The organism is Methylocystis sp. (genome assembly GCF_050246715.1).
In the GTDB taxonomy this organism is placed as follows: Bacteria; Pseudomonadota; Alphaproteobacteria; order Rhizobiales; family Beijerinckiaceae; genus Methylocystis.
In genome coordinates, this window is the sequence record NZ_JBFWVN010000013.1 from 1 (window position 1) to 14,358 (window position 14,358).

Sequence of the window (14,358 nt, forward strand, 5' to 3'; positions counted from 1 at the left end):
ATCCCTCCAACGCGTTCCATAAAGTGCGGTCCTAGAAGGGGTGAAAAACCCGAACGCCGCCGCGCGGCCATGCCGCCCGACATCACGACGACGCCGAAAGTCGCGCCGTCACGAATAAGACGGGTTAAGGCCTATTTACTATAATCGAAGGGATATCCCATTGAGGTGGCTCATTCCATTGTATATTCGATAATAATTCCGGCATCTTGTAATGCATCAAATAAAACAGAAGATCGTATGTCAGGGTGGTCTTTATCTTTTACCACTACAGATATTCCACGGTTGCTGACCGGCATTCCATGAACAAGATTAGGAGTGGTTGGTTTAATTGCGTGAAACGGATTAAATGGCTTTAAACGATAACCAAGAGTAACGAAAAGCTGTTCCGCGTATTGATATGCTTCGGAGTCATCAATTGCGTATACGGTTATATCTTTTATATCGTCTTTATGCGGACAAATCTTACTATGTATTAGTTTTTTATCATCATCAGATAAGCTGCGTATCGTATGTTTTTCAATATAAAATCGTCCAGCCTTGGTTATAAGATCGCTGTTGGATAGCCGGTCTCCAAGTAATGCTGCAATTATAAATGCAGAAGCCATGCCGAATAATAACCAGCCAATAATAAGTGCAAATTTTTCAACTTTTTGGTTGTCATCTGATTTAATCGCCAGTGGGATTCCAATAAGCCCAGTTAGTATTAGGCCCAGCCCAAAAAATGGATGAGAAACAATTGATATGAACATAATCATATCTCCGCCGAAAAATTTCCAAACATCTTTTGCGGTAAATAAATCAGATACTCTCCGCCAAACCCACTGAAATCTATCAACCGTGAGAAGAAGAGCGCCAAGGGCGGAAACTTCACCCCAGCCGATTTTGAGCCATTTGATAGCCAATAATTTACTTTTTTGTATATCAAACATTTTCTGTTCACAGAAAAAGCATGGACCATGACAATAGCTCCCGTTTCGTGCTAGGTCTGACCTAGACGATGGAGCCATTCGTCAACATGGATGGAAGCGGGGATTCCGGCCCCGCCCATCAACCTTCCTTCTATCACGCCGCAAGATGGCGTTGCCAGTAGCCGACGAAATCCGCACTGGTCTTTTTCTTCGTCATCAAGCCGGCGAGACGCGCCACCTGTTCGCAGTTTGACATGCGCCGGTGATCCTCGCGCCAAGAGGCTTCCTGCGCGTAGCGGAGCAAATAGACGCCCGCGACGTGGTGATGATGGCCAATCTCGGCGCGGCGTAGGCGGCTGAAATATTCCTCGGCTGCGTTCGTGCAGGCGCCATCGAAGCTATAAGCTTCTTCGTGATTGATGCGCTTCATTTCGAACTGGCCGTGCAACGCGTCCCACGCTTTGCCTTCGTCGGCGTTCACGATGCTGCCCTTGGCGATACGTGATTTGATGAACGCCAGCGCATGGCCTTCCGAACGGAAGACGGCCGGAACGGAACCACCCTCGCGCTCGCGGACGATAACGACGCACTGGCGCTTGCCCGATTGATTGACCGCGAGACGGCGATCGCGACGGTTCTCTTTGAGATTGGCGGGCTTCACATACCCTCCAAAGTAGCCGCCGTCGATTTCGCAAACCTTGCCATCGCCGCCGACAACGCGGCCTTTCATCTCTTCGGCCATCGCCTCGCGCAGCTTATGCAACAAGACGAAAGCGGCCTTGTAGGACGTTCCAAGATCGCGGGACATGGCGAGAGCGCTCTTGCCCTTCACCTCATTGGCGAAGATGGCGATAGCGGCGAGATAGACGCGCAGCGGGAGCTTATGAGACGCAAAGAGCGTCCCGCTGGTCACGCTGAAATCCTTCGCGCAGGCGCGGCAACGGAAGCGCGGCGCGCCATTTGGGCGCCGGCAGTCATAGGCGTCGACGCCCCCGCAATGCGGGCAGACCGGCTTGCCATCCGTCCCGGGCCAGCGCACGCGGCGGAACATCGCCTCGGCTTCCGCGTCGGACATGCGGAAGACCTGAGCAAGGCTCAGGGTCTTTGCCGACCGCGAAAGGAGGAAATGCTGCGACACGTTCTTGTATCCGAGATTGCGTTCTCAGATACGATAACAAATGAGTTATCCTTGTCTATATTAAATTCTCATATATGATAACTTTTGTGAGGAAATGAGATTGAGGCGCATATGGGATTCGCAAAAACTGAAAAGGAATGGGGCGAGCGGGCGGCTCGGTTCCTAAAAGCAGAATTGAAGCGGGCCAATGTGACCTATGAGCAGCTAGCGGAACGTCTCAAAGAGCATGGTTTCGTTGAAACGAAGGCGAGCGTAGCCAACAAGCTCGCAAGAGCGACTGTTTCGGCGGCGTTTCTGTTGGCGGCCATTGCCGTGCTTGGGCTCACTGGCATAGATTTGGAAGACATTTAGCCGCAGAACGCTTCACCTATTTCGACAATGATCGGAGTGCCAAACAAAAAAGCGCTCGCGAGGACGACCATTGCGAAACCGATGTTCTGTCTTTTTAGTGACAACCCATGCCGGGATGGTCCAAAGAGCAATACGAAGCCAAGCGCGCCGAGCGCTCCAAGAAACGTCAGGAATCCGCCAAGAAGCCACTTTGGTGGTTGGGCCAAACAGACCCCATAGCGAGGTTTACTGCGTATCTCGCTGTTTTCACTTTTGCTCTCGTTTTCGTTTCCGCCTTCCAATGGTATGAAATTCATAGTGGTTCTACCGATACCCATAATCTCGCTGAGGCGGCGAAAGCCGAATCTATCGCAATCACTAACCAACAAAGGGCGTGGTCCTATGCAACGGCGAGACTCAAAGGCCCTCTCATCTTTAGAGATGACGGCGCTCAGGTAGATGTCTCGTTCACATTGAAAAACTCCGGGTCTGTCCCCGCGAAAAATGCGTATGCTTGGGCTGCAATATTCCATTCGCCACTCAATACTCCTCTGGCCGACGTCAAAGAACGACCACGGGTCTGTATGAACCAAAACCCTTGGACGGATGTCGGGACCATCGTTTTTAAGGATGATCCAATAATTCTCACCACTCAAATAATTAAGACGGGAAAATCCGATGCAATCCCGTCCGGAAAACGCAATTTCATCATTGCTGGATGCGTCATTTATCGGTCTGGCAACGACCCGACCATCCATAAGACCCCATTCCTTTATGGGATCGTTCATGAACCATATGGGCTTGCCATCGACAAGAGCATTGGCCGCATCGATGAAAGCGCCCTTAGCCTGATGCAAATACCCATTAGCGAAGACATAAATTAGAAGAAGCCCACATCGGGCTGCCGCGCTCACCGTGCGCCCCTAGTGGCGTTTGCGCCATAATACCGGGGCCGCGCACCTTCAGGCAGCTCATCAATCGTTTTGGCGGCGCAGGCGCGGCGTTGGATGCGCTGCCGTCATTGGCGGCGCGCTCCTTGCGCGGCCGGACGATCCGCATCGCCACGCGCGAGGAGGCGCTACGCGAGCTCGAGGCGGCGCTCGCGTTTGGCGTGCGCTTCGTCACCACCGTCGATCCGGAATATCCGCCGCTGCTCAAGGAAATCGCCGACGCGCCGCCGCTGATCGCCTTGCGCGGCGCATCATGGGCCGCGCAGCGCGACGGCGTCGCCATCGTCGGTTCGCGCAACGCTTCGGCGGCGGGTCTCGCTTTCACGGAGCGGCTCGCCCGCAGTCTCGCGCTCGAGAATTACATTATCGTCTCCGGTCTTGCGCGCGGCATCGACGCCGTCGCCCATCGCGCCACGCTCCATACCGGAACGATCGCCGTGCTGGCCGGCGGCCATGCGCGCCCCTATCCCGCCGAACATGCGCATCTTATGGAAGAGATCGCCGAACGGGGATTGATCGTCTCCGAAATGCCGATCGAATGGGAGCCGCGCGGCCGCGATTTTCCGCGCCGAAATCGCATCATTTCGGGGCTGAGCCGCGGGACGATCGTCGTCGAGGCGGCGCGCCGCTCGGGGTCTTTAATCACGGCGCGTTTCGCCAATGAGCAAGGGCGAGAGGTCTTCGCCGTTCCGGGTTCGCCGCTCGATCCGCGTGCGGAAGGCGTCAATGATCTCATTCGCCAGGGCGCGACTCTATGCGCTCGGCCAGAGGACGTGATCTCGGTCCTTGCCGAAAACGCCGGCGGGCCTGCGCGCAAGAATCTCTTCGACGACGATATGCTCCAAGGAGAGGAAACGCTTATCGACGAACTGGACCTTTTCTCCACTCTCGACGAGTCGGCGTTCGAGGAAGGGACCGCGCCGCCGCGCTTCTCGGCGCCCGGACCGGCGGCGGAATGCGGCGTCGATCTCGACACGCACGGGCAAGGCGATCAGTCGCTGCGAGCCGATGCGCATGAAATCGTCGTTTCTCTTCTCGGGCCTGCGCCCGTTTTGGTCGACGATCTCATCCGCGTCGCCGGTCTGACGGCGCGCGAGGTCCAGGGCGTGCTGGTCGAACTGGATGTCGAGGGACGGTTGCAGCGCCATGGCGCCAACCGCGTTTCCCTCGTATACAATCAAAAGTTGTGAATTAGGCTGACCGATCGATCGAATAGCCGCCAAGCTCGCGCGCGCGCATATCCGCCTCGGCGCGCGCCAGGGTCAGAAAATAGCAGAGCATGGGCATGTCGCAGCGGCTGGCAAGCTTCGCCATTTCATCCGCCATATCAGCGATATAAGACGCGATTGAGGCTGCTTCCTCTTTGGCTTTCGCGTTCTCCGCAGTCGTTCCGCGGGGCGTCTTGGGGTCGGTCTTGGAAGGATCCGGCCGGGACATCGTCATCGGTCTCCACGGGCCACGGGGTGGTTACGGATTCGTTAACCATAGGAGTTTCTTGCGTTTTTGTTCCACCGCGCCTATCCAATGTCAAGGTTAAATTTCTATCAAAAGTTGTAATTGTTCCGGCGAAGGCACGCTAGAGTCGTTTCAGACGGTCAAGCGCGCCCTGAAGAATATAAGCGGCGGCCATTCGGTCCACCACTTCCGCGCGCTTGGCGCGGGAAGCGTCCTGCGCAATCAGCTCGCGGGTCACGGCCGCGGTCGACAGACGCTCGTCCCAAAAGGCGAAGGGCAGTGGTTCGGTTTTCGTCAGATTGCGCATGAAGGCGCGCGTCGCCTGCGCGCGCGGCCCCTCCGTGCCGTCCATATTGAGCGGAAGACCGACGATGAGCGCGCAGACCTCGAAATCGGCCGCGCGCTTGAGAAGGCTGGCGGCGTCCTGGGAGAATTTTGCTCTTGCGATCGTATCGAGCGGCGAGGCGAGCCGGCGCTCAACGTCCGAAAGCGCCAGACCGATGGTCTTGGTCCCAAGATCGAGGCCCATCAGCCGGCCTTTGGCCGGCAGAAGCGCCGCCAAATCTTCCAAGGTTGTCGCGCGCATCGTCACCGCGCCTCCGCTATCACGCCGCCATCGCTCTTCAAACCGGAGCGGCCAAGCGCTTCCCCCTTTTTGAGCCTGCGACAGGCCGCCATCATTGCGCCGCGATAGACCAGGCGCTATAGCGCCCCGTCGAGACCTTTCTTGCGGAGCCCTAATGTCCGTTGATTCCGCGACCGTCCGCCGGATCGCCCATCTCTCGCGCATCGCCATCGACGACAGCGAGGTCGAGCGCCTGCGCGGCGAGCTCAACGCCATTCTCGCTTTCGTCGAGACCTTGAGCGAGGTCGACATTGACGGGATCGAACCATTGACCTCCGCTCTGCCGATGCAAATGAAAAAGCGCGTCGACGTGGTGACCGACGGCGGGATCCCTGACGACATTCTCGCCAATGCGCCGCTGTACGAAGATCATTATTTCGTCGTGCCCAAGGTCATCGAATAGCGCTTTAGGCGCAGCCGTCATGTATGCGGCAGCCTCAGAAATAAAGGGACAAATGTCCGAACCCACGCATCTCTCTCTGGCCGAGGCGCGCGACGCTCTCAAATCGAAACGGTTCTCGGCCGTCGAGCTGACGCAGGCGCATCTCGATGCGATCGAGAATTCACGCGCGCTTAATTGCTTCATTACGGAGACGCCGGAACTTGCGCTTTCCCAGGCGCGCGAAAGCGACGCGCGCATTGCTCGGGGCGACGCCCGCCCGCTCGAGGGCCTGCCGCTCGGCATAAAGGATCTCTATTGCTCGAAAGGCGTGCGCACGACGGCGGCGAGTCGCATTCTCGACGACTTCACGCCAACCTATGAATCGACCGTCTCGGCCAATCTGCTGCGCGACGGCGCGGCGACGCTGGGCAAGCTCAATCTCGATGAATTCGCGATGGGCTCGTCCAATGAGACGAGCGCTTTCGGTCCCGTCGTTTCGCCCTGGCGACGCGCCGGCGATCCCGAAGCCAAAATTGTGCCGGGGGGTTCGTCGGGCGGCTCGTCCGCGGCGGTGGCGGCGCATCTTTGCCTCGGCGCCACTGCGACCGACACCGGCGGCTCAATCCGTCAGCCCGCCGCCTTCACGGGGACTGTCGGCGTCAAGCCGACCTATGGCCGCTGTTCGCGGTGGGGCATCGTCGCGTTCGCCTCTTCGCTCGATCAGGCGGGCCCGATCACGCGCACCGTGCGCGATGCCGCAATCATGCTCAAGTCGATGGCGGGTCATGATCCGAAAGACACGACCAGCGTCGATGCGCCCGTGCCGAATTATGAAGCCGCCGTCGGCGCATCGGTGAAAGGGCGCCGCATCGGCGTGCCGAAGGAATATCGTCTTGACGGCATGTCGGCGGAGATCGCCGCCCTTTGGGATCAAGGCGCCGCTTGGCTGAAGGACGCCGGCGCGGAGATCGTCGAAATTTCCTTGCCGCACACCCGCTACGCCTTGCCCACGTACTATATCATCGCGCCGGCCGAAGCGTCGTCCAATCTCGCGCGCTACGACGGCGTGCGCTACGGGCGTCGCGAACCGGGCAGTGACATTATTGATATGTACGAGAAGACGCGCGCGAGCGGTTTCGGCCCCGAAGTGCGGCGGCGCATCATGATCGGCACTTATGTCCTGTCGGCAGGCTATTACGACGCCTATTACGTGCGCGCGCAGAAGGTCCGCAGCCTGATCAAGCGCGACTTCGACGAAGCCTTCGCCTCGGGCGTCGACGCCGTCCTCACGCCGGCGACGCCGTCGACGGCCTTCGCGCAAGGAGAGAAGGGCGCAGCCGACCCTGTCGAAATGTATCTCAACGACGTGTTCACCGTGACGGTAAACATGGCAGGTCTCCCTGGCGTCTCGGTTCCTGGCGTTCTCGCGGCAAATGGTTTGCCCTTGGGGCTGCAGCTGATCGGCCGGCCCTTTGACGAAGAGACGCTGTTTTCTCTCGCAGCGGCGATCGAGCAGGCGGCGCCGAAGATCGAACGTCCTCAGCCGTGGTGGCGCGAGGGCTGAAGATGACCACGCCGGGCGCTCAGAAAGATATTGCGCAACGCTCCGAACAAGAGCTGCAGGACGAAATGTCCGACGTTCGCCGTTTGATCGACGAATTGGACGAGGAACTGGTCGCGCTTCTCGCAAAACGGCAAAGACAGATCGAGCGGGCGGCGAGGGTCAAACCGGCGTTAGGGATTCCCGCCAACGTGCCCGAGCGCGTCGACGAAGTATTGGCGCATGTGCTAGGCGTCGCGCGCCGAGAGGGTCTGTCGGTTGAAGTCGCGATGAATCTGTGGCGCGCGGTGATCGACTGGTCGATCCAATATGAAGAGCGGCTAATGGGCGACCGCGCTCCCAAGCGCGATACTCAGGCCTCTTCGGGCGGCGACCCGTCGTCCTGATCGCCGTTGCGCGGCCTTCGCTTGACGCGAACGAAGCCGTTGCGGATCGACCAACGCAGGCATTTGATCGACCACCAGTGAAAGCGCCGCGACAGTCTCTGGGCGCTGGGCGAGTGCGGAGCGAGGATCGCGAGGCCGAGAGGGAACATCCAGACGCCGAAGACCGGCAGCGGCGCGAGAATGGTGCCGCCGAGGATCAGGCCGACCCCGACGGGAATGCTCACATGGCGGGGCGCGTCGCGCATGCGCGAGACCCACTTGCCTGCTCGATCCCTCAAGTCTTTCACTATCTTTCTCGCCTCTATCCAGCGACCGACATATAAGCAGCAGTCGCGCTGTGTGAAAACAATATCGCGGCGGCCGTATTCCGGTCGCCGCGACAATTGTCATGGAGCGAGTAAACGGCGACGCCCAAGCGCGTCGCTTACCGGCGGTTAACGCGCGATTTTGGTATCGACGTAAAGGCCGAGCAGTTGGCCGCCTTCGACCAACTCCGGATCGCTCGACGCTTTATGCGCTTGGGAAGTCAGGATGTACCATCCCTGGCCGAAAAACTCCGACGCGTCGATGACGCCCGAGCTTTCTTCGTCATTGGTGATGAAGTTCGGGTTGGTCGCCGCGTCGCCGCCGAAGAACTTCGGATTGTGCGCGGCGACGAGTTCGAGCTTTTGACTGTCGACGCCATAAGCATAGACGCGGCCGAGACGATTATGGCCGCCGACGTCTTCAAGCAAAATAATACGTCCGAGGGAGTCGATCGTCATATTGTCAAGCATCTGGAAGCTCGGATCGGCGTCCGGCGTCGCGCCGGCGTTCGCGTAAAACTGGCTGGAAAGGAGCATCTCGATCCCGCCGCCAAGTTCCGGGCGCCGGATATCGTCGAAGCGCAGACGCCACAAGCGCGACGGACGCCAGACATTGGCGCCGTTCGAGATGCGGCCGGTCGTCACGAAGTAGAAGTCGCGCTCCTTGCCTGGACGCGGATCCCAGCTGCCGTCCTCGATGCGGATGAATTGCGTGACCTGCTGGGCGATCGACGCGTCTTCGATCTGAACGCCCGTCTTATTCGAGACGTCGCCGAGATCGACGACTTCAAAGCGCGCCGAGGTCACGGCGGGCGCCGAAGACGCGAATACATAATCCTTGTTCTCGCCGGTCACGACCGCGCCCTCTCTGTCGCGGACGCGAATGCCGAAGAGATTGCCGTTGGCGAGGCCCGCGCGTTCGACGTCCGTCGGTCCCTTGCGATGGCGGTCATTGTCGTGGCGATCGTCGTCCCAATCGCCGTCGTCACGCATTTTCGTGCCGACATACATGTAGAGTTCGCTGGGCGGCTCGACGCAGTCCATCTGATCGGTCGCGCGGCAGACATTGGCGGCGCCGACATTGGTTTTCCGCCCCGCATCGTCATTCAGCATGACGATCGTCTTGGTTTGCGGATAGGGGTTGGCGAGCGCGTTCTCGAAGGCGATCTTGCCGAGACGCGGCAACTCGTAAGACTGGTTTTTGTCCGGGCCCGAAACAATATGGGCGAAGACACGGCCATCGTCGTCGGCGTTCGGCGGAGACCTCTCTTCGCCGCTCAGGAAAATGCGGTTGGGCGTGCCGAAACGTCCGGTCGAGCTTGTCGTGAAATAGGCGCCGGGCGCGGCGAGATCCGCGGAGCAGAGTCGGTCGTAGGCCGTCGCGCCCTTGACATAGGATCCGCCAATCCAGGTGAACACATCGCTCGGAGCCGTGTGATGATCGCGTCCGCTGAGCACGCGACCGTCGCGTCCCATGCGCCAGCGCGAGACGAAGCCGCCTGTGGAGCCATGCGCGCGCGCAATGCCGAGCGATTTGCCGATTTCGTGATCGAGCACGAGATTGAAGGCGCCGCGCTCAGCGTCCCATGCCCCCATGCCGTCTGGAACGCCGACCATGCGATAGCCGCCGACAGTGTCGCCGACCGTCAGCATCGGAACGGTCCGCACCCCCGGCATCGACGGCAGAAGATAAGGCTCGGTCGTCGTGCTCGAAACAATGTCTTGAGCCGTAGCAGCGCTGGCAAGCGCGGTTCCAACCGCTGCGCCCAGCATGAGAGAATGTCGTAGATTCATGTCCGCGTCCCAATCGTCTGGATCAGGGCGAACAATTGCGTTCGCCCCTTGTTGAGGGAGCGACGCATGGCAGTCTTGTGTTGCAAGACTGCAACGGATTCATAGGCCGGCTTCGCGCCTGCAGGGCGGATCGCCTGCCTGCATGGCCTTCGAACTGATCTGCACAGATCGCGGACGGCGGCCTGCCGCCGAGCCGGCGATTCGACTGCCGGCCGATGGCGCTTTTCTCTGGCGTCGCCCGTGCGTTATATCTATGGCCGGAAAAATGACGAACGGGCATTCTGAATGACAGCGCATGCGGCACCTTCCAAATTCATCAAGGGCGCGACGGGCGACTGGGAAGTCGTCATCGGCATGGAAATCCACGCCCAGGTGACGAGCAACGCCAAGCTCTTCTCGGGCGCTTCCGCCGAATATGGCGGCGCCCCCAATGATCACGTCTCGCTCGTCGACGCGGCCATGCCTGGCATGCTGCCGGTGATCAACGAGGAATGCGTCAAACAGGCGATCCGGACGGGTCTTGGCCTCGAAGCCAAGATCAACCTGCGCTCGGTTTTCGATCGAAAGAATTATTTCTATCCCGATCTGCCGCAGGGCTATCAGATTTCACAATACAAGCATCCGATCGTCGGCGAGGGCGCGGTAATTGTCGACGTATCGCCGAGCGAGCGCATCACCGTCGGCATCGAGCGCCTGCATCTCGAGCAGGACGCCGGCAAGTCGCTGCATGATCTGTCAGCGACGGAAAGCCACGTCGATCTCAACCGCAGCGGCGTGGCGCTGATGGAGATCGTCTCAAAGCCGGACATGCGTTCGGCCGAGGAGGCGCGCGCCTATGTGTCGAAGCTGCGAACGATTCTGCGCTACATCGGCTCCTGCGACGGCAATATGGAGCAGGGCTCGCTGCGCGCCGACGTCAATGTTTCGGTGCGCCGCCCCGGCGCCGCCCTCGGCACGCGCTGCGAAATCAAGAACGTCAACTCCATCCGCTTCATCGGCCAGGCGATCGAGGTCGAGGCGCGCCGTCAGATCGGCATTCTCGAAGACGGCGGCAAGATCGATCAGGAAACGCGGCTGTTCGACCCCGGCAAGGGTGAGACGCGATCGATGCGCTCCAAGGAGGAAGCGCATGATTATCGCTACTTCCCCGATCCCGATCTTTTGCCGCTCGAATTCGACCAGGCCTATGTCGACGCGCTGAAGGGCGGATTGCCTGAACTGCCCGACGCCAAGCGCGCGCGCTTCATCGCGCAGTATGGTCTGCCGCCTTACGATGCCGGCGTGCTTGTGATGGAGCGGGCCGCGGCGGATTATTTCGAGGAGACGGCGAAGGGCCGCGACGCCAAGCTTGCGGCCAATTGGGTGATCAACGAGTTGTTCGGCCGCCTGAACAAGGAAGGGCTCGACGTCGCGCGCGCGCCGGTGTCGTCGCAGGCTCTGGGCGCGATCATCGATCTCATCTCACAGAACGTCATTTCGGGCAAAATCGCCAAGGATCTTTTCGAGATCGTGTGGACGGAAGGCGGCGATCCAAAGGAGATCGTCGAGGTGCGCGGGATGAAGCAGGTGACGGACACGGGCGCGATCGAGGCTGCCGTCGACGCCGTCATCGCCGCCAATCCCGATAAGGTCGAGCAGGCGAAGGCGAAGCCGACGATGCTCGGGTGGTTCGTTGGACAGGTGATGAAGCAGACCGGCGGAAAGGCGAATCCGCAGGCGGTGAACGAGCTCCTGAAGCGCAAATTGGGCGTTTGACGCGCGCCTTTCGCCGCCAAAACGAATCAGTTTGCGACATGCGCTGCGCGATTCCTCTCCAAACGGAGACGTTGCGCAGCGATTTTTTTCGATACGGCGGCGCTAGCCACAAATTTTTTTTTGTCCCAATGCGCCTTCGCTTCATGTCGCGCCGGCGCGTACGTTTCCCACGGCGTTTGACGCGCGCCGTGTCTCGATGGACGTAGATTTCACCATTTGCTGAAGCAGCGCGTGGCGCATATTCATCGTGGCTCGACATATTTTTTGATGGATGATCGCCGTCAGCGTCGGCGACGTGCGGACGTTGGCGGATACAAAATCAAATCAAGTAATTGAACGCCAAGGGCGCCGCGTCGCGCAGCAGTCGCGCGCATGTGTTGGAGCCTTGTCCAAGCAAATGCCGCTCACAGATTCGGCGCTTGGATCGTCGCAATAAAACGCAAGACGCAAACCTGTCGCGACAGTCTCGATAAAGCGTTCGCAAAGCAGCTTCGCGAGTGTTTTGCTTGTCGTGCGACGGCGCTCATCATGCCTCGTCATGCGTAGCGTTGATCACTTCTGCGCGCTTAGCTCTTGAACGACTGATTAACCGCGTTACGCTATTTGCGCGTATTGTCGGTCGAGCATAGTTCCGGCAATTCGGATCAAGGGGACTTATTATGGCGAGAGCTACAATGAAGCGTAAGCCGGCCAAGAAGGCTGCGGCGAAGAAGGGTGCGCGTAAAACCGCGAAGAAGGCTGCGACGAAGAAGTCGGCGGCAAAGAAGGGCGCCCGCAAGGCTACGCGAAAGACCGTTGCGAAGAAGACGGCCCGCAAGGGTGTCCGCAAGGCGGTGACCAAAAAGCGCGGCGTGAAGAAGGCAGGCGCCAAGAAGGGCGCTCGCAAGGCGACCGCTAAAAAGCGCGCGCCACGAAAGGTAAAGACGCCGGCGCCATCTGCTCCGCCGGAGTCCATGTAAAGCGAAGCGCCTTCGCATACGCGATCGATTGCGTCGCGTCGTTGCGGCAGCGCTTCATGCACGCATCGCCCGAGGGCGCGCATCCAACGAGGCGCGTCCCGGGCGATAGCCGTCACAGCTGATTGTTTTGTGCGCGCCGCGGTCGCCCCCGGCCACTTCAAGGCGCTTGTCGCGTCAGGCACTCCGTCGCGAAGTCGCGCCACGTCGGCAATCCTTCTTTCGACTCGCGCTTCATCCTGTCCCATTCCTCGGCGCAGGCGCGCATCTTCTGGCGCGGCGCGCGGGGAAGCGACGGCGGCGGCTGACTCGTATCGACTGGAGGCGGCGCTTGCGGCGGCGGAAGCGCGCCGACTGCCGGAGGCTCGCTGATATGCGGCGCAGGCTTTGCGTCTGGCGCCGTAGGAGCGGCGTCTTGGAGCGGCGGACGCGCGGGCTGCCCGACATTCCGTTCAGGCAGGGGCGCGTTTCGCTTTGGCGGCGTCGGAACGGAACGCGTGGGCGGCGTCGGCTTTGCAGTTTTGACCTGCGCTAGAGCCGCGCTGGCCGCGACAAGCGCGCCTGCGCCGATCGCGGCGGCGCGCGCCGAGCGGCGCAATGAAAAGTTGCGCGAGCCGATTTTCAATGGTTTTTCCTCGCGCAAGCGCAATGTCCGTCGATCCTCTATAGCCTGAAGTCCATTCGTCTCGAAAGCGGATGAAGGGGATAGGCCGGGAATGAGCGCAAAGCGGAGGCCCCATGAATGACGCAAAACGGCAACTCGACGGAACTGCGCGGATGAGCCTGCTCCAACGCCCGCGCCGAAATCGCAAGAGCGAATGGGCGCGACGGCTGGTGAGAGAAAACGCGCTCGAAGTTTCGGATCTGATCTGGCCGCTCTTCTTGATCGACGGCGCGGATCGACGCGAGCCGGTGTCCTCGATGCCGGGCGTCTACCGTTATTCTGTCGACGCCGCGGTTGAAGCCGTGGGGCAGGCCGCCGCGCTCGGCATTCCCGCCGTCGCGCTTTTCCCATACACGGATCCGGACCTGCGCGACGAGCGCGCGAGCGCGGCTCTTGATCCGGAAAATCTTGTCTGTCGCGCCTGCCAGGCAATCAAGCGCGCCGTTCCCGACATCGGCCTCATCACCGATGTGGCGCTCGATCCTTACACGAGTCACGGCCATGACGGCCTTCTCGTCGGCGACGAGATCGTCAATGACGCGACCGTCGCCGTGCTGGCGCGACAAGCGGTGACCCAGGCGCGCGCCGGCGCGGACGTCATCGCGCCCTCGGACATGATGGACGGACGCGTCGAGGCTATACGCAGAGCGCTCGACGCCGAGGGTTTCGAGAATGTCCAGATCATGAGCTATGCGGCGAAATATGCTTCCGCCTTCTACGGACCCTTCCGCGACGCGATTGGAACAAGCAAGACGCTGAGAGGCGACAAGCGAACCTATCAGATGGACCCCGCCAATTCCGACGAGGCGCTGCGCGAGGTGGCGCTCGATCTCGAACAGGGCGCCGACATGGTGATGGTGAAGCCCGGCATGCCCTATCTCGATGTGGTGCGACGCGTCGTCGAGACCTTTCGCGCGCCGACATTCGCCTATCAGGTGTCGGGCGAATATGCGATGCTGACCGCGGCCGCGCAAAACGGCTGGATCGACGGCGAGAGGGCGATGCTGGAAAGCCTTCTCGCTTTCAAGCGCGCGGGCGCGTCCGGAGTCCTCACCTATTTCGCGCTTCGCGCCGCTCAGTCGCTGCGGGAAAAAGAGTGACGCGCGAAACGCGATCGGCGTCTTTGGCCGCATCCTCGCTGCGTTCGAC

16 protein-coding genes are annotated in these 14,358 nt (G+C 60.1%); 9 read left to right on the forward strand and 7 right to left on the reverse strand.

Annotation, left to right across the window (positions count from 1 at the left end):
• Positions 1-170: 170 nt before the first annotated feature.
• Entirely contained in the window at positions 171-929 is a 759-nt protein-coding gene (locus tag AB7I51_RS06590; protein ID WP_428406160.1) for a hypothetical protein, read from the reverse strand.
• A gap of 133 nt (positions 930-1,062) precedes the next feature.
• Positions 1,063-2,046 carry an IS1595 family transposase gene (locus tag AB7I51_RS06595; protein WP_428406161.1) on the reverse strand — a complete coding sequence of 328 codons (984 nt, stop codon included), beginning with the start codon at positions 2,044-2,046 and terminating at the stop codon, positions 1,063-1,065.
• Positions 2,047-2,157: 111 nt separating this feature from the next.
• On the opposite strand from AB7I51_RS06595, the gene AB7I51_RS06600 reads away from it, so the two are divergent.
• The 3 genes from AB7I51_RS06600 (at position 2,158) to dprA (ending at position 4,516) form a co-directional block, all read left to right on the forward strand.
• Positions 2,158-2,397: a DUF6471 domain-containing protein gene (locus AB7I51_RS06600; protein WP_428406162.1), complete on the forward strand. Its 240-nt coding sequence runs from the start codon at positions 2,158-2,160 to the stop codon at positions 2,395-2,397.
• 107 nt (positions 2,398-2,504) lie between these two features.
• Positions 2,505-3,260, forward strand: coding sequence for a hypothetical protein (locus tag AB7I51_RS06605; protein WP_428406163.1), 756 nt, complete (start codon positions 2,505-2,507; stop codon positions 3,258-3,260).
• Positions 3,261-3,271: 11 nt separating this feature from the next.
• Positions 3,272-4,516 carry a DNA-processing protein DprA gene (gene dprA, locus AB7I51_RS06610; protein WP_428403650.1) on the forward strand — a complete coding sequence of 415 codons (1,245 nt, stop codon included), beginning with the start codon at positions 3,272-3,274 and terminating at the stop codon, positions 4,514-4,516.
• Position 4,517: 1 nt separating this feature from the next.
• On the opposite strand, the gene AB7I51_RS06615 is transcribed toward dprA, so the two are convergent.
• Both AB7I51_RS06615 and ruvX read right to left on the reverse strand, forming a co-directional pair.
• Positions 4,518-4,769, reverse strand: coding sequence for a hypothetical protein (locus tag AB7I51_RS06615; RefSeq protein WP_428403598.1), 252 nt, complete (start codon positions 4,767-4,769; stop codon positions 4,518-4,520).
• 133 nt (positions 4,770-4,902) lie between these two features.
• Positions 4,903-5,367, reverse strand: coding sequence for a Holliday junction resolvase RuvX (ruvX, locus tag AB7I51_RS06620; protein WP_428403599.1), 465 nt, complete (start codon positions 5,365-5,367; stop codon positions 4,903-4,905).
• A 154-nt stretch (positions 5,368-5,521) separates the two neighbouring features.
• Between ruvX and gatC the strand changes: the two genes are divergently transcribed.
• From gatC to AB7I51_RS06635, 3 genes are read left to right on the forward strand one after another with little or no spacing between them, the layout of a single operon-like run.
• On the forward strand, positions 5,522-5,809 hold the full coding sequence (gene gatC, locus AB7I51_RS06625) for an Asp-tRNA(Asn)/Glu-tRNA(Gln) amidotransferase subunit GatC (protein WP_428403600.1): 288 nt from the start codon (positions 5,522-5,524) through the stop codon (positions 5,807-5,809).
• 52 nt (positions 5,810-5,861) lie between these two features.
• The gene (gatA, locus tag AB7I51_RS06630; protein ID WP_428403601.1) at positions 5,862-7,352 is read left to right on the forward strand and encodes an Asp-tRNA(Asn)/Glu-tRNA(Gln) amidotransferase subunit GatA; all 1,491 of its coding nucleotides are present in this window, start codon (positions 5,862-5,864) and stop codon (positions 7,350-7,352) included.
• A 2-nt stretch (positions 7,353-7,354) separates the two neighbouring features.
• Positions 7,355-7,735, forward strand: coding sequence for a chorismate mutase (locus tag AB7I51_RS06635; RefSeq protein ID WP_428403602.1), 381 nt, complete (start codon positions 7,355-7,357; stop codon positions 7,733-7,735).
• On the opposite strand, the gene AB7I51_RS06640 is transcribed toward AB7I51_RS06635, so the two are convergent.
• Both AB7I51_RS06640 and AB7I51_RS06645 read right to left on the reverse strand, forming a co-directional pair.
• Entirely contained in the window at positions 7,702-7,980 is a 279-nt protein-coding gene (locus tag AB7I51_RS06640; protein WP_428403603.1) for a hypothetical protein, read from the reverse strand. The genes AB7I51_RS06635 and AB7I51_RS06640 overlap by 34 nt on opposite strands.
• Positions 7,981-8,169: 189 nt before the next feature.
• A complete protein-coding gene (locus AB7I51_RS06645; RefSeq protein WP_428403604.1) occupies positions 8,170-9,834 on the reverse strand; it encodes a phytase in 1,665 nt (554 codons plus the stop codon).
• 285 nt (positions 9,835-10,119) lie between these two features.
• On the opposite strand from AB7I51_RS06645, the gene gatB reads away from it, so the two are divergent.
• Together gatB and AB7I51_RS06655 are read left to right on the forward strand one after the other, a co-directional pair.
• Positions 10,120-11,589: an Asp-tRNA(Asn)/Glu-tRNA(Gln) amidotransferase subunit GatB gene (gene gatB / locus AB7I51_RS06650; protein ID WP_428403605.1), complete on the forward strand. Its 1,470-nt coding sequence runs from the start codon at positions 10,120-10,122 to the stop codon at positions 11,587-11,589.
• 674 nt (positions 11,590-12,263) lie between these two features.
• Positions 12,264-12,548, forward strand: a complete 285-nt coding sequence (locus AB7I51_RS06655; RefSeq protein ID WP_428403606.1) for a histone — start codon at positions 12,264-12,266, stop codon at positions 12,546-12,548.
• A 157-nt stretch (positions 12,549-12,705) separates the two neighbouring features.
• On the opposite strand, the gene AB7I51_RS06660 is transcribed toward AB7I51_RS06655, so the two are convergent.
• Positions 12,706-13,170: a hypothetical protein gene (locus AB7I51_RS06660; RefSeq protein WP_428406165.1), complete on the reverse strand. Its 465-nt coding sequence runs from the start codon at positions 13,168-13,170 to the stop codon at positions 12,706-12,708.
• Positions 13,171-13,283: 113 nt separating this feature from the next.
• Here AB7I51_RS06660 and hemB point away from each other — a divergent pair, with 113 nt between their 5' ends.
• Entirely contained in the window at positions 13,284-14,309 is a 1,026-nt protein-coding gene (hemB, locus tag AB7I51_RS06665) for a porphobilinogen synthase (protein ID WP_428403607.1), read from the forward strand.
• The last annotated feature ends 49 nt before the right edge of the window (positions 14,310-14,358 follow it).

What these genes read in the sequence shown, in the direction of transcription:
- AB7I51_RS06590 (WP_428406160.1), bottom strand. Translation starts at nt 929, where the DNA reads ATGTTTGATATACAAAAAAGTAAATTATTGGCTATCAAATGGCTCAAA.
- AB7I51_RS06600 (WP_428406162.1), top strand. Translation starts at nt 2,158, where the DNA reads ATGGGATTCGCAAAAACTGAAAAGGAATGGGGCGAGCGGGCGGCTCGG.
- AB7I51_RS06605 (WP_428406163.1), top strand. Translation starts at nt 2,505, where the DNA reads ATGCCGGGATGGTCCAAAGAGCAATACGAAGCCAAGCGCGCCGAGCGC.
- AB7I51_RS06615 (WP_428403598.1), bottom strand. Translation starts at nt 4,769, where the DNA reads ATGACGATGTCCCGGCCGGATCCTTCCAAGACCGACCCCAAGACGCCC.
- ruvX (WP_428403599.1), bottom strand. Translation starts at nt 5,367, where the DNA reads ATGCGCGCGACAACCTTGGAAGATTTGGCGGCGCTTCTGCCGGCCAAA.
- gatC (WP_428403600.1), top strand. Translation starts at nt 5,522, where the DNA reads ATGTCCGTTGATTCCGCGACCGTCCGCCGGATCGCCCATCTCTCGCGC.
- gatA (WP_428403601.1), top strand. Translation starts at nt 5,862, where the DNA reads ATGTCCGAACCCACGCATCTCTCTCTGGCCGAGGCGCGCGACGCTCTC.
- AB7I51_RS06635 (WP_428403602.1), top strand. Translation starts at nt 7,355, where the DNA reads ATGACCACGCCGGGCGCTCAGAAAGATATTGCGCAACGCTCCGAACAA.
- AB7I51_RS06640 (WP_428403603.1), bottom strand. Translation starts at nt 7,980, where the DNA reads ATGCGCGACGCGCCCCGCCATGTGAGCATTCCCGTCGGGGTCGGCCTG.
- AB7I51_RS06645 (WP_428403604.1), bottom strand. Translation starts at nt 9,834, where the DNA reads ATGAATCTACGACATTCTCTCATGCTGGGCGCAGCGGTTGGAACCGCG.
- gatB (WP_428403605.1), top strand. Translation starts at nt 10,120, where the DNA reads ATGACAGCGCATGCGGCACCTTCCAAATTCATCAAGGGCGCGACGGGC.
- AB7I51_RS06655 (WP_428403606.1), top strand. Translation starts at nt 12,264, where the DNA reads ATGAAGCGTAAGCCGGCCAAGAAGGCTGCGGCGAAGAAGGGTGCGCGT.
- hemB (WP_428403607.1), top strand. Translation starts at nt 13,284, where the DNA reads ATGAATGACGCAAAACGGCAACTCGACGGAACTGCGCGGATGAGCCTG.